At 69.1% G+C, this 16,641-nt stretch carries 17 protein-coding genes and 1 pseudogene; 12 read left to right on the top strand and 6 right to left on the bottom strand.

The features are described 5' to 3' along the window. Nucleotides 1-47 precede the first annotated feature (47 nt). Nucleotides 48-479, bottom strand: a pseudogene (locus tag POL72_RS42215) (JAB domain-containing protein); the annotation flags it as partial. A 72-nt stretch (nucleotides 480-551) separates the two neighbouring features. Here POL72_RS42215 and POL72_RS42210 point away from each other — a divergent pair. After that, nucleotides 552-1,055: a hypothetical protein gene (locus POL72_RS42210; RefSeq protein ID WP_272102538.1), complete on the top strand. Its 504-nt coding sequence runs from the start codon at nucleotides 552-554 to the stop codon at nucleotides 1,053-1,055. 338 nt (nucleotides 1,056-1,393) lie between these two features. Here the strand turns inward: POL72_RS42210 and POL72_RS42205 are convergent, their stop codons facing one another. After that, nucleotides 1,394-2,377: a LysR family transcriptional regulator gene (locus tag POL72_RS42205; RefSeq protein ID WP_272102537.1), complete on the bottom strand. Its 984-nt coding sequence runs from the start codon at nucleotides 2,375-2,377 to the stop codon at nucleotides 1,394-1,396. A 178-nt stretch (nucleotides 2,378-2,555) separates the two neighbouring features. Between POL72_RS42205 and POL72_RS42200 the strand changes: the two genes are divergently transcribed. From POL72_RS42200 to POL72_RS42190, 3 genes are all read left to right on the top strand, one after another. Further along, a complete protein-coding gene (locus POL72_RS42200; protein ID WP_272102536.1) occupies nucleotides 2,556-3,032 on the top strand; it encodes a DUF4260 family protein in 477 nt (158 codons plus the stop codon). 446 nt (nucleotides 3,033-3,478) lie between these two features. Next, nucleotides 3,479-3,946: an RlpA-like double-psi beta-barrel domain-containing protein gene (locus POL72_RS42195; RefSeq protein ID WP_272102535.1), complete on the top strand. Its 468-nt coding sequence runs from the start codon at nucleotides 3,479-3,481 to the stop codon at nucleotides 3,944-3,946. Nucleotides 3,947-4,010: 64 nt separating this feature from the next. Further along, entirely contained in the window at nucleotides 4,011-4,424 is a 414-nt protein-coding gene (locus tag POL72_RS42190) for an expansin EXLX1 family cellulose-binding protein (RefSeq protein WP_272102534.1), read from the top strand. Nucleotides 4,425-4,620: 196 nt separating this feature from the next. On the opposite strand, the gene POL72_RS42185 is transcribed toward POL72_RS42190, so the two are convergent. After that, a complete protein-coding gene (locus POL72_RS42185; RefSeq protein WP_272102533.1) occupies nucleotides 4,621-4,956 on the bottom strand; it encodes a cupin domain-containing protein in 336 nt (111 codons plus the stop codon). 334 nt (nucleotides 4,957-5,290) lie between these two features. On the opposite strand from POL72_RS42185, the gene POL72_RS42180 reads away from it, so the two are divergent. The 4 genes from POL72_RS42180 (at nucleotide 5,291) to POL72_RS42165 (ending at nucleotide 7,619) form a co-directional block, all read left to right on the top strand. Further along, the gene (locus POL72_RS42180) at nucleotides 5,291-5,827 is read left to right on the top strand and encodes a hypothetical protein (RefSeq protein ID WP_272102532.1); all 537 of its coding nucleotides are present in this window, start codon (nucleotides 5,291-5,293) and stop codon (nucleotides 5,825-5,827) included. A 73-nt stretch (nucleotides 5,828-5,900) separates the two neighbouring features. Next, nucleotides 5,901-6,512, top strand: coding sequence for a GyrI-like domain-containing protein (locus POL72_RS42175; protein ID WP_272102531.1), 612 nt, complete (start codon nucleotides 5,901-5,903; stop codon nucleotides 6,510-6,512). A 102-nt stretch (nucleotides 6,513-6,614) separates the two neighbouring features. Beyond that, nucleotides 6,615-7,001: a VOC family protein gene (locus POL72_RS42170; protein ID WP_272102530.1), complete on the top strand. Its 387-nt coding sequence runs from the start codon at nucleotides 6,615-6,617 to the stop codon at nucleotides 6,999-7,001. 222 nt (nucleotides 7,002-7,223) lie between these two features. Then, nucleotides 7,224-7,619: a hypothetical protein gene (locus tag POL72_RS42165; RefSeq protein WP_272102529.1), complete on the top strand. Its 396-nt coding sequence runs from the start codon at nucleotides 7,224-7,226 to the stop codon at nucleotides 7,617-7,619. 270 nt (nucleotides 7,620-7,889) lie between these two features. Here POL72_RS42165 and POL72_RS42160 read toward each other — a convergent pair whose 3' ends face one another. After that, nucleotides 7,890-8,597 (bottom strand): TetR/AcrR family transcriptional regulator, encoded by a 708-nt coding sequence (locus POL72_RS42160; RefSeq protein WP_272102528.1) that lies wholly within the window; start codon nucleotides 8,595-8,597, stop codon nucleotides 7,890-7,892. A 63-nt stretch (nucleotides 8,598-8,660) separates the two neighbouring features. Here POL72_RS42160 and POL72_RS42155 point away from each other — a divergent pair, with 63 nt between their 5' ends. The 3 genes from POL72_RS42155 to POL72_RS42145 all read left to right on the top strand — a co-directional run bounded on the left by POL72_RS42155 (nucleotide 8,661) and on the right by POL72_RS42145 (nucleotide 14,555). Further along, nucleotides 8,661-10,367, top strand: a complete 1,707-nt coding sequence (locus POL72_RS42155) for an FAD-dependent monooxygenase (protein ID WP_272102527.1) — start codon at nucleotides 8,661-8,663, stop codon at nucleotides 10,365-10,367. Nucleotides 10,368-10,880: 513 nt separating this feature from the next. Next, nucleotides 10,881-12,791: an aldo/keto reductase gene (locus tag POL72_RS51450; RefSeq protein ID WP_272102526.1), complete on the top strand. Its 1,911-nt coding sequence runs from the start codon at nucleotides 10,881-10,883 to the stop codon at nucleotides 12,789-12,791. Nucleotides 12,792-12,968: 177 nt separating this feature from the next. Next, nucleotides 12,969-14,555 (top strand): FAD-dependent monooxygenase, encoded by a 1,587-nt coding sequence (locus POL72_RS42145; protein WP_307730683.1) that lies wholly within the window; start codon nucleotides 12,969-12,971, stop codon nucleotides 14,553-14,555. 457 nt (nucleotides 14,556-15,012) lie between these two features. Here the strand turns inward: POL72_RS42145 and POL72_RS42140 are convergent, their stop codons facing one another. Further along, a complete protein-coding gene (locus tag POL72_RS42140; RefSeq protein WP_272102524.1) occupies nucleotides 15,013-15,537 on the bottom strand; it encodes an SRPBCC family protein in 525 nt (174 codons plus the stop codon). Beyond that, nucleotides 15,524-15,880, bottom strand: coding sequence for an ArsR/SmtB family transcription factor (locus POL72_RS42135; RefSeq protein WP_272102523.1), 357 nt, complete (start codon nucleotides 15,878-15,880; stop codon nucleotides 15,524-15,526). Before POL72_RS42135 ends, POL72_RS42140 begins: the two co-directional genes overlap by 14 nt. 113 nt (nucleotides 15,881-15,993) lie before the next feature. Between POL72_RS42135 and POL72_RS42130 the strand changes: the two genes are divergently transcribed. Beyond that, complete coding sequence (locus tag POL72_RS42130) at nucleotides 15,994-16,266, top strand: hypothetical protein (protein WP_272102521.1); 273 nt, start codon at nucleotides 15,994-15,996, stop codon at nucleotides 16,264-16,266. Nucleotides 16,267-16,641: the final 375 nt, after the last annotated feature.

Below are 16,641 nucleotides of genomic sequence, written 5' to 3'. Positions count from 1 at the left end.
AAGCTGGCGGCCGGATCCGCAGGGGCGCAGCGCCCCGCGAGGGCAACCTCGTGGACGGCGGCGTAGCGGCCGCTGGGCGTGACGATGACGGGGGCCTTGAGCGGGACGTGCAGCTCCGCCGAGAGGCGGCGCAGCTCCAGGGTCATCGCTTCGTCCCCGCGGGTCGGCGTCGGGTCGCCGCTCGGGGGTTATTGGCCAGGACGAAGCTGTGGGCGGCCATCTCCAGGCGCCGTGCGCAAGACGGTCGAGCGGCCGACGTGGAGGGCGTCGTCGGAACCGCGGGCGAGCAGGCGCGTCTCACGGACGCGGCCGTGGCTGTCGAGCGCGGCGATCCAGAGCTCCTCATGGACCAGGGACGCCAGCCTCGGGCCGAAGTACCGCGCCACGCGGGCGGCGTCGGTGAGGAGCGCGCCCCGGCGCGCGCGGGCGGCGTGGGTGCGGCGGCCGAGCTCGAAGGCGGCGGCGGTCCGGGCAACATCAGCGACGTGTTCGATCCTGCGGAGGTCTACCTGCTGGGGACGGTCCAGCCGGGCTCCAGCGGTCGCGACGCCATGGCCCACTGGAGCGACCCGAACACGGCCGCCGTCAGGTTCATCGGCGCCTACGATGAGTTCACCGCACACCTCCAAGACGGCGGCAAGCTGCTCTACGTGCTCACAGGATCGGTTCGCGAATTCGTGTGCGACGCATGTCCCTATCTGGGCACGTACCTCAACGGCTCGGACGCGAACGACCTCGTCCTGCCGACGGCACCATGCGTCCCCAACGATTGGATCGAGGACATCAAGGTGGGGCCCGGGCGAGCGTGGATACACAGCTGCTCCGGCGACTGGAACAAGCACTGGTACGACGCGAACGGCGTCATGGTGTACGGCGACGATCAGGACATGCTCGTCCACCTCGGCTACGCGAACCTCGCGCTCACTAAGAACCGTGTCGTCGATCTCGCCAACGCGAGCTCGGTGCCGATCGTCGGCCTGCCGAACGCTCCGCTGCTCGCCGTGCGCGCTCGCGCCGGACTCGTTCCGCGTCGCGCTCGCCACGGACCAGGGTAGCGGGGCAGCCGAGCTCTGGCAGATCGACGCGACAGGGACGGCGACGCTCATCGGCTCGTATCCACCGGTGCCCGCGGGGTACACTGTGCAGCCCTTCTTTCCCCACCTGCATCACGCGCTGGAGGCGACGGGCGCGCTGCTGCAGTTCGGAGAGGGGCCGATGGTGTTTCAGGACGTGATCGTTCGACGCGAGATCGGAGGCTCGAGTGTGGTGGTATACGACGAGGCGAATGGTCCGCTCGTACAGATCCACATCTCGGGTCTCGTGACGGGGCCGTGACGATCCGCCGAGCGCCCCAGCGTCACCGTGGGCCAGATGGGAGACCCCACCTCGGTCGTCAGGAACGGGTCCTCGCCGCTCGGCCCGAGCTGGGCCTTCGCCGCGTGCCCGGGCGCCGGGCCTTCGCCGCCACCGGCCGTGTTTCGCGTGCCTGGGTCGCGTAGGCACCAAGCTGCGCGACGAGGTGCTCGAAGACGAGGCGGACGCGGCGCACGGCGCGCAGATCCTCGTGCATGACGACCCACGCGTCCAGGTGGAAGGCGAGCGCGGGCAGCACGCGCACGAGCGGCACCGGCCGCCGGCTGAGCGGGAGCTGGCACACCCCGATGCCGAGGCCGGCGCGCACCGCGGCGAGCTTCGCGATGTCGCTGTCGCTGCGGAACGCATAATCGCGCGGCGTGGTGACGAGCCCGGCGGCGGCGAGCGCGTCGATCATGGCGCGGGAGCCGTCGGCGCCTATGAGGGCGTGGCCCTGCACGAGCCCAGCGAGCGACGTCGGGGCAGCGTGCACAGCGAGGTACGCCTTGGTGGCGAAGAGGCCGAGCTCGACGCGCCCGGCGCAGCGCCTCACCAGGCCGGCCTGCGTCGGCTCCGCCATGCGCACGGCGACATCGGCGTCGCGGCGCAGGAGATCCTCGGTGCGATTCGTGGCGACGAGCTCGATCTGAAGGCGCGGATGAGCAACGAGGAGCGGGGCGAGCATCCGGGGAAGCACCTCGACGCCGACGACCTCGCTGCACGTGACGCGCACGGTGCCGCGGTCGGCATCGGTGGGGCTCGACACGGCGCGCACGAGGGCGCGCGCGCTCGCGGCGATGGACTCGGCGTAGGGCAGCGTGGCGAGCGCGAGCTCGGTCGGCACGAGGCCGTTCGGCGCGCGGGTGAAGAGCACGACGCCGAGCTGCGACTCGAGCTGCTCGATCTGGCGGCGCACGGTGGGCTGCGCGACGTCGAGGGCACGCGCGGCGGCGGAGAGGCTGCCGGTGCGCATGACCGCAAGGAAGGCACCGTAGAGGTCCCACGAGGGCTCGGCTGGGCTCATCAAAAGATGATGAGCGGATGGACGCATTTGTACAATGTTCATGAGCCCCCGCAGCGACCATGCTCTCCACGTCGCCGGCACCCGCGCCCGCGAATTCACGGCCACGGCGCGCTCCACGCGAGGATGGGGTCTTCAGGACGGATACCCCGCGCCGGTACGCACGACGAGGAGAACGACCATGACCACCGCCGCGATGCTCCCTGCGCTCGACCTTGCTCCCTCTACCCTTGGCCCCGCGCCGCAGCCCACCTGCGAGGTCTCGGCGGGCGGGGCCAGGGGCATGCCGCGCGCGCTCCTGCGCCTCGAGGGCGCGCTCGTGCTCGGAGCCGCGCTGCTCGCCTACGCGCACCTGGGCGGGAGCTGGGGATGGTTCGCGGCGCTGTTCCTCCTGCCCGACCTGTCGCTGCTCGGCTACCTCGCGGGCCCGCGGGTGGGCGCGGTGGCCTACAACGCGGGGCACAGCCATCTGGCTCCGGCGCTGCTCGCGGCCGCGTCGGTCGCGCTTGGCTCGCCGGCGCTGCTGTTCGGTGCGGCGATCTGGGTCGGGCACATCGGCTTCGATCGGATGCTGGGCTATGGGCTCAAGTACGGGACGGCGTTCGGCGACACGCACCTCGGCCGCGTGGGCTCAAAGCGCTCTTTCAAGCAACGATAATTTCGAGGTCCTCTCCTTGCCTGACGACGAGGTGTTCGAGGAGATGCCGATGCTTCCCGCCCGAGCGCCCCGCTGACGGGACGGTCCCGGGTGGTACGGGAACCTGCGGTGCTCGACCGATCCGCCTGGCCGCCGCTGCACCCGGGCCTGTGGACGCGCCGGCTTCCACCGGCGCGGCTCGCTGCGCGAGCTCCAATCCAGCTATTCAGGAACCGGAGCGTCTCCACGGCGACGCCGTCCTCTCCTGATGACGGGCCGAACTCGTCTGGGACGTCCTGTGCCCGACGTGCTGCGTGCGCCGGACACAGGACGTCCATTGGGTTCGAGCATCCGCCCCCCAGCCTGCGGGGCGGGCCCGCCCTGTGCCTTCGCGGAGCTGGCCTGTGCGAAACAGGCATCGTGCGGGCACACGGATCGGCCCCGACCGGGGGGAGGAAAGAGGCCTTATGAAGCTGTCCATGTTTGTCTGTTACGCCGCTGGCATCGCAACCTTCTGGAGTGGATCGGCCGGCGCGGCGAGCAGGTTCGAGGTGACGTTCTACGGCTGGCCCGACAACGATCCGCCGGGCAACGCCATCTCGGACCCCGTCATCCATCAAGGCGCGGGCGGGACGGGGACGAGCGACGATCCGATCACCGTGGCGGTCCGCCAAGGCAGGTTCCAGCCCGGTACCCGGATGTACCTTCCTGCCCTAAGGAAGTACCTGATCGTGGAAGATACCTGCGCTTCCTGCGAAAGCGATCAAATCGACATCTGGATGGAGAGCGACGGGCGGTTCGACGAGCAGGTTGTCGCGTGCGAAGAAGCCTGGACGCCCGACGGCCCCCTGGAGGTGGAGATCGACCCGCCGCAGGGACGCCCGGTGTCGACGACGCCGTTCTTCGACAAGAACAGCGGCCGCTGCAACAGGTAGGCCCGTACGATCGGGGCGCGGCCGTCAGATTGACCCAGGGCGACCCGAGCTTCAGGTAGCCCTCATGTCAAAGCGAACATCGCTCACCTCGCGTCGTCCATCCAGGCGGCTGCGCTTCCTCCCGGCGATCCTGGCTTCGTCCGCGATCGCCGCTCCGGCGCTGGCACAGTCCTTCTCGGGCGACGGTACGTTCTACGATCCGAGCGTCGGAGTCGGCGCCTGCGGCTTCGAGGTGCCGGGCGCCGACGCCTATGTCGCCGCCCTGAATCCAGACCAGTTCGCGGAGGGGGCGGCCTGCGGTAGGTGCATCGAGGTCCACGGGCCGGATGGGTCGGTGGTGGTCCGCGTCATCGATCTCTGCCCCTCGTGCGCGAGCGGCAGCGTCGATCTAGGGCAGGGCCCGTTCCGGGAGATCGCCGATCCAGACCAGGGTCGCGTCCCCATCACCTGGGATTTCGTCGACTGCGCCGGGCGCTGAAGCCCGTGGACGGCGGCCGCTCGCTGCGAGGCCAGCCCCCGGGGAGCCTCGCGGTCGGGCCGTAGCGCATCGGCAATGCATACCCGCTGCAGCATGCGGGGGTCAGCGCGTTCATCGCGACCTTGGGCAGCGCCTCCGAACCAAAGGGGACGAACGTGAGCGACATGCCGTCACGCCCGCGACAGCGCGCGGTCCACTACTTATTGACGGAGAGCGGAATTCCCGGTGAGCCGGCGTAAACGACCACGAACACCGCCGGCTCGTCACCGTCGTTCCGCCCGGTATGCCAGGCGTCGACGAGCTCGATAATCGCGTCCCCCGCGCGCAGCTGGCGCTCTCGGCCCGACTCCGCCACGATCGTGACGGCGCCGGAGACCAGATAGGCCGCGTTGATGATCGGGTGCTTGTGGACTGGGAGCGCGCCGCGCGGAGGGATCGTGATACGTGCGACGGTGATTTCCGGTGTCGTCGTCGGGTAGGCCGGCAGCGCCGCGCCGTCCCACGACGCCTCGCCTTTCGCGATGATCTCCACGGCGGGTCCGCGCGCGTCGTGCCCCGCGCTCCGCGGCGTCCTTTGCGTGCAGGCGCTCGCGAGCAGACAGTGTGTAACGAGGAAAAAAGAGGCCGTTCGCATCGTCCGTCGTTATTACCGATCCCGTGGGCGCAGCAAGCCCTTCCAATCTCGTCTTTTTACGTCCGGCGCGTCCCGATAGGTGGATGTTGGCGACCAGTCGGCGCGACACGTGGGGCGGCAGTCAATCCGACAGGCGAGCCTCCTCGCGTTGGTCCTCGCCGAGCGCGCTTGCAGGAACTGTACGGCGGCGGTAGTGCACAGGAGGGCATGGCTGTGTTGTCCTCGGGGCCCCATGGCGCTTGCCGCGGACGAGCTTGCGCTCGCCGCCGAAGCGCCGGTATCTTCGGCGAGCGGAGGCGGTAGGGGCGCGATGCGGTCGGTCGTCGTTTTCCTGAGGGACACTACAGAGTCTGCGGTCACGGCGCACCTCGACGCCGCCTACCCGGAGCAGCGGGAGCCGTGGGTCGTGTTCGTGGCGGGTGACGCCTGCCTGTACATCAACCTGTACCGGCACGGCCCTCTTGAGCACGAGCCGGAGGACTGGGCCGACATCGTGCAGCGGCTCGGCGGCGAGCCGGCGGCCTGCGTGATCGCCGACGTGTCCGGGCGGCACCCCGGCGACGAGCAGGTGGCCGGGTTCGTGGCCGGGCTGCTGTCCCGGTTCAGCGGGGCGGCGATGGACGACTACACCCGCACCTGTGGTCGCTGGACGAGCTACGGGGCGGGCACCGGGTTCGTGGGCACCCGTTCTTCGACTACAAGGGCTGGTTCGCGGAGAAGAGCTGACAGGGCCGAACCATGCGCTGCACCTCACCTGGCGGGCCTGTAGGCTCTTCCAGATTCGTGGCTCCCCCGCCCGCCGGGCAGGTGGGCTTGTGCGTTCGCAATCCTCAGGTGCATTCGTGTCGAAAGTTGATCTCAAGAGGGAGCTCAAACATCTCTACCAGGCATCCGCGAAGGAGGTGGTTCACGTCGAAGTGCCGACATTTCAGTTCCTCATGATCGACGGAGAGGGCGACCCCAACACTTCACAGCAGTATGCCGAGGCAGTGGCGGCGCTGTTCTCCGTTGCCTACACGACGAAGTTCATGATGAAGAAGGGGGCGCAAGGAATCGACTATGCGGTCATGCCTCTCGAAGGCCTCTGGTGGTCGGACGACATGTCCGTCTTCACCTCCAACGACAGGTCGAGGTGGAAATGGACGATGATGATCATGCAGCCTCATTTCGTGGAGGAGGCGATGATCCACGCGGCCGTGGCGGAAGTGAGGCGAAAGAAGGCGCTCCCCGCGGTGGACGCGCTCAGGCTGGAGAGCTTCACCGAAGGATCATGCGCTCAGATACTTCACATTGGCCCCTTCACTGAAGAAGGGCCGACCATTCAGCGAGTCCATGATTTCATTGGTGCGCGATCGGCGCTTGCAGGAAAGCACCACGAGGTGTATCTGAGCGACATACGTCGCGCCGATCCGGCCAAGTGGAAGACCATCATCCGCCAACCCATGGTGCGATAGCCAACAGATCGTTCGAGCCGACACCGCTTCGCGGCGCGGCTCGACTCAGGCGTCAGGTCGCAGAAACACAGTCTCCCTCCACCACCCGTCCTCGGAGGTTCTATGAAGCGAGTCACTGGAATTGGCGGCATCTTCTTCAAGGCCAAAGACGCTCCGGCGCTGCAGGCTTGGTACAAGCGGCACCTCGGGATCGATGTCCAAGAATGGGGTGGCACGGCCTTTACCTGGACCGACGGTGAAGGCAAGCCGGTCGCTGGAACGACCGTCTGGTCCATTGCTCCGGCGCAAAGCGACCAGTTTGCGCCCGGCGCTGCGACGTTCATGGTCAATTACCGGGTCGAGGATCTCCACGCCCTCGTCAAGGTCTTGCGCGAAGAAGGCTGCAACGTCCTCGAGAAGATTGACGATTCCGAGTACGGGAAGTTTGCCTGGGTCATCGATCCAGAAGGAAACAAGGTGGAGCTCTGGCAGCCGCCTGCCGGCCAATGACCCGGGGCAATCGGCCTCAGCAGCCGTCTCGCGCCGCAGCGCTCGCCTTCTGAAGGAGGTCTCAGCACGTGCCGCGCAAAGTGACGGCCCTGCGCGACTACCTCGTGAACGTCATCGCCCAGCGGCCCCTCGCGCTCGCAGAGGGATGAGCGCCATCGATGCCGCTCAGCGGACCACGCGCGGCTCCTGGACGCGGCATGGACACCTGTATACGCTCGTCGAATGAACGACTTGTTCGGCACCGACTCGAACGATCTGTTCCCGCCCGCCGACCGGGCGAAGATCGAGGCGCTGACAGAGGATCCGGACGCGAGGGTGGGCTACGAGCTGACCAAGGGGATGCTGGTCTGGTCGGATGAGAAGCCGCGCGACGTCGAGCTGTCCACGTTTGACAAGATGATGATGCTCCTGTCCTATCGATCCATGATGTACCGGCCGGAAGGGTTCCGAGATAGCCAGGACGAGTTCGTTCGTGACTGGTTCGCGGCATGCCGCGCGACATGGGAGAGGGCGAGGGCCAGCGGCCTCCGGTGGATCGGCTTCGCGCCGTCCCGCACCGATCCCGCGAACCTCGCGCTGCTCCTCGAGCTCGAAAAGATCGAATTCTCGGACATGTAGCCCAGCGGGTGATCCCGCGGGCCTTCTGCTCGACGGCCTTCAAGACCTTTCCCACGTCCCCTCGTGGGGCCCACCTTGCATCTTCGATGGCCGACATGGCCATTCGCTCACGCTGCCGTGAGACAGAAGGGGGTCCAGTGCGCCGGGTATCGTGGGCCGCTGGCGTGGCGGGTAGAGCGTCAGGAAGAACTACTGTCGCTTGACAGGGCCTGGGGGGCTCACGGCTCTTCACCGGCGTGCGGCGGGCCTGCGCGCGCCGGCTCACGCTTGCTACGCGCCAAAGGAGCCCACGCCGTCGCGGAGCAGGGCGAAGCCGCGCTTGGCCATGCGGCCGAGCGCGGCGCGGATCTTCTTGTCGGGCTCGCCGCGGAGCAGCCGCGCGCGGTGCTCTCGGATGATCGTCCACTCGAGCGCCGTGATGAGCGCCGCGATGATCCGGGGAGCGGGGTCGTCGCCGGGCGCGCCCACCGCCTCGCGCAGCGCGTCCGCGAGGAGCTCCTCGCTGCGGTCGAAGAGCGCGCGCTCGCGCGCCTTGAGCGCAGGGCTCGCCTCGATGGTGGCGAGGAACGGCAGGACCCTCGCGCCCTCGTAGGCCGACGTCGCCCCCTTCTCGCGCAGGCCCCGCTCGAGCGCCGCGAGCACGGGCTCGCCCGGGCGGCGCGCTCGGACCATGCGCGCGGGCTCTCCTCCGACCTCCTCGCCGCGATCGAAGAAGAGATCCTCCTTCGTCGCGAAGTAGTTGAAGATCGTGTTCACCGAGACGCCCGCGGCCTCCGCCACCTCGGCGACGGTCACGCGATCGAAGCCGCGCTCGATGAAGAGGCGCGTGGCGACGTCCGAGATCGCGAGCCGCGTCGCCTGCTTCTTCCGCTCGCGCAGGCCGGCCGGCGGCGGGGGCGCCTCCGGCTCGGCGCGCGTCTGCGCCGGGGCGCGCTTGGTCGCCGGGATCTTGCGGTCTCTTGAAGATTGCTGTGACATAAAATTTGCACTCACTACAAATTTGGATCTACTCTCAGTATGTACCAGCCGGAGGCGAGGCTCATGACGCAAATGACGCAAATCGACGGTGACGAGGTGGAGCGGGTGAAGGTGCTCATCGTGGGCGGCGGCGTCGTGGGCCTGTCCGCGTCGCTCTTCCTCGCGCAGCACGGCGTGCCTTCCCTGCTCGTCGAGCGCCACGCCGGGACGAGCATCCACCCCCGCGCGCGCGGCGTGAGCGGGCGGACGATGGAGCTCCTCCGCGGGCTCGGGCTCGAGGCCGCGGCGCGAGAGGCCGGAGAGGCGATCGCGCCGAGCATGGGCGTCTACAAGGGGCGGTCGCTCTCCGAGGTGATGGCGTCGCGCCGCTCGAACGGGCTCGTCATCCGCTGGCTCCGCGAGCGGATGATGCGCGGCGAAGGATCGCCCAAGAGCCCGACCTCGCCCTGCCGGGTCACGCAGGACCACCTGGAGCCCGTGCTCCTCGATGCGGCCAGGGCGCGCGGCGTCGACGCGCGCTTCTCGACCGAGCTCGTCGAGCTCGCGCAGGACGCCGAGGGCGTGACGGCGACCCTCCTGGATCGAGGGAGCGGGGCGCGGCGGCGAGCTCGCGCCGACTACGTGATCGCGGCCGACGGCGCGCGGAGCCCGGTGCGGACCTCCCTCGGCGTCGGCCAGAGCGGCCGCGGCGTCCTCACCCACCAGCTCAACCTCTATTTTCGCGCTGATCTCACCGAGCTCGTACGCGGGCGAGAGTTCAGCATGTGCCTCGTCGAGGACGGCGATCTCCGTGGGCTCTTCGCGTCGGTCAACAACACCGATCTCTGGGTCCTCCACGTCCCGTTCGATCCCGAGAAGGGCGAGCGCGCCGAAGACTTCGGGCGCGAGCGCTGCGAGGAGATCATCCGCCGCGCCACGGGCATCCCGGATCTCGCGGTGGAGCTCAAGGGCGTGATGCCCTGGCAGTCCGCCGTGCGCGTCGCCGACGGGTTCCGCCACGGGCGCGTCTTCCTCGCGGGCGACGCGGCCCACGTGATGCCGCCGTGGGGCGGCTTCGGCGCGAACACGGGCATCCAGGACGCGCACAACCTCGCGTGGAAGCTCGCGGCCGTGCTCGCGGGGCGCGCGGGCGAAGGGCTGCTCGACACGTACGACGTCGAGCGGCGGCCCGTCGCGCGCGCCGTCGCCGACATCGCGGGGGACATGAACGACGAGCGCGGGCTCATGACCGGCAGGTCCGGGCTCGCGATGCTCTGGACCATGCGGCGCGCCTTCCCGTACTTCGTGGTCGGGTACGGCTACGCCTCGGAGGCTGTGATCCTCGAGCCGGGCGCGCCTCCCGGCCCGGGCGCGACAGATCTCCGGGGGCGCCCGGGCACGCGCGCGCCGCACGTGTGGCTCTCGCGGCAGGGCGCGCGCATCTCGACGCTCGATCTCTTCGGGCGCGGCTTCGTGCTGCTGGCGGCCGAGGGCGGCGACGCGTGGTGCGAGGCGGCGCGCACGCTCGCGCGCCGGACGGGGATCCCGCTCTCCTCGCACCGCGTCGGCGGCGACGTGGAGGATCCGAGCGGCGCGCTCGGCGGCGCATACGGGATAGGGCGCGACGGCGCCGTCCTCGTTCGGCCTGACGGCTTCATCGCCTTCCGCGCGCGGACGGCGAGGGCGGCGCCGGAGGACGTCCTCGCCGACGCGCTCGCGCGGATCCTCGTCGCACCTGCTCTACGGGCCGCAGGCCGTGGCGTGAGCGCGGGCCCCTGGATGCATGGATGAGCTGCTACGATTCCGCGGGGGCGAACCGTCGCGATCCGCCGCTTACCCCGGAGTTTCAGGGCGACATGACGATCCGGAGGCGAGAAGCTCCGGAATGCCGAGCGCGCGATCCCAAAGGCGGGATGACCTGGCGACGTCCTCGTCCGAGGGGCAGCCACCGTCGTCCGACGCAGGAAAACAGGCCCTATCGAACATCGACGAGAGATCCCCGCCCTGGCCATCTCTGAGGAGGAGCGATTCCACGAGATCATCGGCGCAGATGATTACGACCCTTCACCCCGCGCGCCTCGGTCCGCGCGTAAAAGCGCCGCTCACACGCGCCAGCGGAGACGTCTGCCACGCAGGCGCTGCGAGCTTACAGGCGAGCACGAGCGCCACGATATCGGCCATCGCGGCGCGCAGCGCGGGCCCGTCGAGGGCTGCTCGCTGCGCACGCCGCCGAGCCCCTGCAACCTCACAACATCAGCGCTAGCGCTTGCATCGAGCCGCTGACCTGGCTACGTCATCATCTCCGTGACTCCCGCCCCCTCGCCCTACGGTGTCCTAGGCCCCCTCGACGTTCCTCTCGGCCTCGGCCTGCTCCGGCTGGCCACGGAGGGGCGCCCCTCCGAAGAGGACGCGACCGCCGTCATCCACGTTGCCCTCGATCAAGGCATACGCCTCCTCGACACCGCCGATTCTTACTGCCTCACCGACCGCGAGGCCCACTATGGAGAGCGCCTCGTCCGCAAGGCGCTCGACGCGTGGTCCGGCCCGCGCGACGACGTGCGCGTCATCACCAAGGCCGGCCTCACCCGACCCAAAGGGCGATGGGTCCCGAACGGCAGCCGGGACCACCTGCGCCGCACGGTCGAGGGCAGCCTGAAGGCGCTCGGCGTCTCGCGGATTTTCATGCTCCTCCTCCACGTGACCGACCCCAAGACGCCCCTCGAAGACAGCCTCGCCGCTCTGGCCGAGCTCCAGAAAGAGGGCCTCATCGAGCACCTCGGCCTCAGCAACACATCCATCGCAGAGGTCCACCAGGCCCTGCGGCACTTTCCGGTGCGGGCCATCCAGGAGGAGCTGAGCGTTCTCGATCGTGGCAGCGCAGCCCGAGGCCTCCTCGAGCTCGCCAAGCAAATGGGCATCCCGTTCCTCGCCCACCGGCCGCTCGGCGGTCACGCCAAGGTCGATAGCCTCCTCAAGAACCGCGCGATCAAGCCCATCGCCGCGCGGCACACCATCACGTCCCAGGAGGCGGCCCTCGCGGCCCTGCTCGATCTCGGCCCCCCAGTCCTTCCCCTGTTCGGGGCGACCAAGCGGGAGAGCGTCCAGTCCTGCTTGCGCGCGCTCCGGGTCCCCTTTGGCGCGCGCGATCGAGCCGACCTCTCGAAGACCAGCTTTGCGCCCACGGCCGATGTGCTGGCCTCGGTCGCGCCCCCCGTGATCCCCGCCGGCCTGCGCAAGCTCGAGCCCGGAGAAGGCCCCGGCGATGCGCCCGAGGTGGTCGTGGTCATGGGAATTCAAGGGGCAGGCAAATCGTCGGAGGTCGCCCGCTACACGGCCAGAGGGTACGCGCGCCTGAACCGCGATGAGCTCGGCGGCACGCTCGACGGCGTGGTCAAGAAGCTCGGAGAGCTGCTCTCCTCGGGGCAAACGCGGGTGGTCCTCGACAATACGTACGGCACGCGCGCGTCGCGCTATGCGGTGATCCGGATGGCGCACGCGCACCGCGTGCCGGTCCGGTGCCGGTACCTGGCCACGCCCATCAACGAGGCCTACGCGAACGTCGTCCTCCGCGTCCTCGATCGCTACGGCAAGCTGCTCGGGCCGGAGGACATGAAAGCGCTCGGCAAAGAGGATCCCAACCTGCCGCCACCGCAGGCGCTCTCGCGGTGGGCTGCGAATTTCGAGGCGCCGCACGTGGATGAGGGCTTCTCGGTGGTCGAGGAGATCCCGTTTGCCCGACGCGTTGATCCGCTCTTCACGGGCAAGGGCCTGCTCCTCGACGTAGACGGTACGCTGCGAACGACAAAGAGCGGCGAAATCTACCCGCGCGACCCCGACGACGTCGAGCTCCTGCCCGGTCGGCGCGCGGCCCTGGAGCGCTGGGTCAACGACGGATACACGCTCTTCTTCGTGTCAAACCAGAGCGGCATCTCGAAAGGATCGGTGACCGAAGAGGCTGTCCTGGCCGCGTTCTCACGGACGATCGAGCTCCTCGGCCTGCCCGTGGCCGAGGTCGTGTACTGTCCGCACCCGGCGTTTCCGGTCGGCTGCTTCTGTCGCAAGCCCCTGCCGGGGCTCGGGATATCGCTGATCCAGCGCCACAAGCTCGCGCGCGAGCACCTGGTTATGGTCGGTGATATGGAAAGCGACCGGGAGTTCGCGCAAGCGCTCGGGGCGAAGTACATGACCGCCGAGGAGCTCTTCCCTGGCGAGTGAGCGCCGGCGATGAAGAGCGTGGGCCCCCGCGTGGACGCGCCGCGCGCCGTCCTGGCCCGGACAACGAGCCGCCCTCGGCGGCTTCGGCTGACCAATCGACGGATAGCTGGGCAGACTCACATATTCTCAGTGCCTTCTGTGTCCCGATAGCTGATCGATGTTTGTACGTAGTACTCGATGGATTCATGGCCGATGGACGAGCAAGTCGATGTCGTGGTTGTAGGCGCCGGGCCGGTCGGGCTCCTGCTCGCGATCGAGCTCAAGCTGGGCGGCGCCGGTGTGATGGTGCTCGAGCGGCTCACTGCGCCGAGCGTCGCCCTGAAGGGGACTGCAGTCGGACCGCTCGGCGTGGAGGCGCTCCAGCGCCGGAGCATGGGCCCAGCGCTCGCCGGGGCGGAGGATCGCCACTTCGCGGCCATGGGACCGGTGGGCGTAGAGAGGCGGGCGCAGGCACACAGGTCCAGGGGGCATTTCGCCCTTCTCCCTCTCCGATCAGAAGCAGTGGGCGAGCCCGAACGGCGCATGCTCTGGGTGAACCAGCAGGGCGTGGAGGCGATCCTGGGCGCGCGGGCGGCCGCGCTCGACATCGAGGTACGGCGCGGGTGCGAGGTCACGGGCTTGGACCAGCATGACGATGGCGTCGCGCTCCACTGGGCTTCCCCGGACGGGCCGGAGCATGCGCGCTGCGCCTGGCTTGTCGGATGTGACGGAGGGCGCAGTTCGATCCGCAAGTTGGCCGGTTTTGCCTTCCCCGGTACGCCGCCGAGCCAATTCATGTACCAGGCCGTGCTCGACCTCGACCACCCCGAGCGCCTGCCGCGCGGGTCGACCCGCACGCCGGAGGGCGTCGTCATGAACGGACCTCGGCCTCGCTGGCTTGCGATGCACGACTTCAGCGGTCCGCTGGCTGATCGCAATGCGCCCGTCACGCGCGAGGAGATCGAAGGCGTGCTGCGCCGAATCAGCGGCGCGGATGTCCGCGTGACGGCGATGGAGCAGGCGAATCGCTTCACGGACAGCGCACGTCTGGTCGACACGTACCGCCGGGATCGCGTCCTGCTCGCGGGTGATGCGGCGCACATCCATTCGCCTTTGGGCGGCCAGGGGCTGAGCCTTGGGCTGGTCGACGCGGCCAACCTCGGCTGGAAGCTCGCCGCCGTCGTTCGCGGCGACAAGCCGGACAGCCTGCTCGACAGCTACACGTCCGAGCGGCGGCCCGTGGCCGAGGCCGTGCTGGCCAACACGCTCGCCCAGGTCGCGCTCACGCGGTCCGACCCGCAGTCGAGCGCAATGCGGCAGATCTTCGCGAAGCTGATGGAGATCGACGCCGTGAATGGCCATCTCGACGGACTGACGAGCGGTCTGGCCACGCGCTACGACCTCGGCGCGGAGCGAGACCTGGTCGGACGCCTCACCGGCGATCGGCCGGTCGGCCGCGCCGACGCTCGAACATCGCTGTTCGCGGAGATGGCGGAAGGCGAAGGCATAGTGCTCGACGCGTCTCCTGACGGGCAAGCGGCCGGTCTCGCCGCCGGGTTCACGCGGGTGCGCTGCTTACCGGCCGACGCAGGTCCGTCGATGCTGATCCGGCCCGACGGGTGCATTGCTTGGGCCGGCGACGTGGGAGACGTCGAGGGGTTGGTGGACGCGCTCGAGCGCTGGTTCGCGTCCGCCGCTCCCCGGCCAGGCGGCTTCCAGGAACAATCATGCTCGGCGAGCAGGTCGTCGAGGTACTCCACGTTGGCGACCTCGGCGAAGGCGTAGGTGAGGCCGGGCTGGAGCGGGTCGATGGCTTGCCGGTAAGTCAGGTATCGGCTGGCGTAGCTCGCGAGCGCGGCGGCCCGCTTCTCGTCGTCGGTGCCCGTCGCCGCGCCGAGGTAGGGCCAGTTGCCGTTGCGCGACTTGTTGTCCGGCTCGTTCCCCGCCGAGACGTACCGCAGGTCGTAGCCGAGATCGTCGACGATCTGCGCGACGTACGCCTTCTCCCGGTCGACGTCGTCCACGGTGATGTCCACCTCGGGTCGAGATGGAGGGAGAGTCGTTCGGTTCCGAGCAGGTTTGCTGAGGGACTGAAGGACCAAAGACCAAGCCCCCTCTCAGAACTTGCCATCAAATCCGAGAGGGCTCGCTCCGGGTGTGGAAGACCGGAGAAGACGCACTGCGCAGCGCCGAGGAGGACCGCGCTCGTCGCGCTCCCCGGCGCCCCTCCCGCGCGATGGCTTCAGGACGATCGCGCCGTCGTACCAAGCGTGACGAGAAGCTCATCGAGCTGCTCGAACGTCTCGCCCATCCCGCTGTACGCGCCCGAGGCCAGGGCGGCGTCGCGCGCTTGCTTCGATCGATAGAGCTCGTGCAGCACCTGCAGCGTCTTGCCGCCTTTTTCCTCGAGGGTCACGGTCGTGACGGCGCCATCGTCGCCCGCTTCGTCGTTCGTCCACACGATGCGCGAATGCGGTGTCACTTCGAGGTACGTGCCGAAGAACGCCATCGGCTGCGCGGCATCGTGACCAAAGACCAGGCGGTAGCTGCCGCCGGCGCGAATATCCGCTTCGTAGGAAAGTAGAGGCACGGGCATCGACTTCGGTATCCACCACCGCCTGAACAGCTCCGGCGTGGTCCACGCCTGGAACACGATGCGCGCCGGGGCATCGAAGGTCCGTGTGACGACGATCTCGCGATCGGACTTCGGTTCCACCGTCGTGCGATTGCTCGTCAATTGGGGCTCACTCTCTTTACTTGCGTCCATCGACGTTCTCCTTTCGTTTCAGCTCCTCGATGACCTTGTCCAGCTCGTCGAAGCGTGCGGCCCAGAGCTGGCGGTACCTCTCGATCCACGCCGTCTCTTCGTCGAGCTGGCGCGGGCCGAGCTTGCAGGTACGCACGCGGCCGACCTTCTCGGTGGTGACGAGCCCGGCCCGCTCGAGGACGCCGACGTGCTTCTTCATGCCCGTGAGGGTCATGTGAAACTTCTCGGCGAGGTCCGTGATCGAAGCGTCGGCTCGTCCGAGCTGCTCCAGAACGCCGCGCCGGGTCGCGTCGGAAAGCGCGGCGAAGGAAGCATCGAGGCGGACACTCGAATACTGAACCATGTGGTTCAGTATCTAACGCGCGAGTCGGCGTCGTGCAAGAGGAGATCGAGCGCGTGCTCCGTCGCGAGCCGACTTTGATTCAGAAATTTGCGACCATATGCAGTGACAGCGGAATGTGGCTCGGCGCCGCCACCCCGCCTTGCCGGGCCAACGCGCCCCCCGCTGCGGGGTACGGGGCGACCGGCAAGGCGGCGCCGTTCGTCGTGGCCGAGCTGACGACCGACGTCACGCTCGTCGGCGGCACGCTGCCCGACCCGGGCGCGGGCGGGGCGGGCGGCTCACCCCAAGGCGGGGGGCGGGGCGGCGCCGGCGGCCGGCGCGAGGGCGCGGGCCCCGCCAACCCGGCCGGCCCGGCCACGAGCCTCGAGGGCGGCGGCACGGCTTAGGGCGCCGGCGAGCGACGCAACCACGGTGGCTCGGTCTGCTGCCAGCACCGGGGAGGTGAGCAAGCGCATGCCGATGATCGAGCCGGCCGCTGGCCTGGATTCGCGGCCGAAGCTTTCAGCGCGCCGGCGCCCGCAGGCCTCTCCGGCGACGGGGTGTGAGCTCGGCATCCGCCCTCGGCAGTGGCGCAGGTGCGGTGGTCAAGGAGCACGGCTGCCGTGTCTAGGGGCCACGAGGAGCTGGGCGAGCGCGGCGGTTGCCGGGTGTCCTAAGGACATATGCAGGTCTGTACGCGGGGCCGGAGCGGGCTCCTCTGCGCCGGCCTCAGAGGAGGCGCGCGAGCTCGGTCGCGGCAGCGTCGAGGTCTCGAGCGCGAG

Origin of the sequence: Sorangium aterium, assembly GCF_028368935.1 — a bacterium.
Lineage (GTDB): Bacteria > Myxococcota_A > Polyangia > Polyangiales > Polyangiaceae > Sorangium > Sorangium atrum.
The sequence above is the reverse complement of the archived record's forward strand: the minus strand, read 5'-3'. Positions and strand labels throughout refer to the sequence as shown.

Bases quoted from the DNA above. Each gene is read 5' to 3' on its own strand.
- POL72_RS42210 (WP_272102538.1), top strand. From the start codon at position 552: ATGGCCCACTGGAGCGACCCGAACACGGCCGCCGTCAGGTTCATCGGC.
- POL72_RS42205 (WP_272102537.1), bottom strand. From the start codon at position 2,377: ATGAGCCCAGCCGAGCCCTCGTGGGACCTCTACGGTGCCTTCCTTGCG.
- POL72_RS42200 (WP_272102536.1), top strand. From the start codon at position 2,556: ATGACCACCGCCGCGATGCTCCCTGCGCTCGACCTTGCTCCCTCTACC.
- POL72_RS42195 (WP_272102535.1), top strand. From the start codon at position 3,479: ATGAAGCTGTCCATGTTTGTCTGTTACGCCGCTGGCATCGCAACCTTC.
- POL72_RS42190 (WP_272102534.1), top strand. From the start codon at position 4,011: ATGTCAAAGCGAACATCGCTCACCTCGCGTCGTCCATCCAGGCGGCTG.
- POL72_RS42180 (WP_272102532.1), top strand. From the start codon at position 5,291: ATGGCGCTTGCCGCGGACGAGCTTGCGCTCGCCGCCGAAGCGCCGGTA.
- POL72_RS42170 (WP_272102530.1), top strand. From the start codon at position 6,615: ATGAAGCGAGTCACTGGAATTGGCGGCATCTTCTTCAAGGCCAAAGAC.
- POL72_RS42165 (WP_272102529.1), top strand. From the start codon at position 7,224: ATGAACGACTTGTTCGGCACCGACTCGAACGATCTGTTCCCGCCCGCC.
- POL72_RS42160 (WP_272102528.1), bottom strand. From the start codon at position 8,597: ATGTCACAGCAATCTTCAAGAGACCGCAAGATCCCGGCGACCAAGCGC.
- POL72_RS42155 (WP_272102527.1), top strand. From the start codon at position 8,661: ATGACGCAAATGACGCAAATCGACGGTGACGAGGTGGAGCGGGTGAAG.
- POL72_RS42145 (WP_307730683.1), top strand. From the start codon at position 12,969: ATGGATTCATGGCCGATGGACGAGCAAGTCGATGTCGTGGTTGTAGGC.
- POL72_RS42140 (WP_272102524.1), bottom strand. From the start codon at position 15,537: ATGGACGCAAGTAAAGAGAGTGAGCCCCAATTGACGAGCAATCGCACG.
- POL72_RS42135 (WP_272102523.1), bottom strand. From the start codon at position 15,880: ATGGTTCAGTATTCGAGTGTCCGCCTCGATGCTTCCTTCGCCGCGCTT.
- POL72_RS42130 (WP_272102521.1), top strand. From the start codon at position 15,994: ATGTGGCTCGGCGCCGCCACCCCGCCTTGCCGGGCCAACGCGCCCCCC.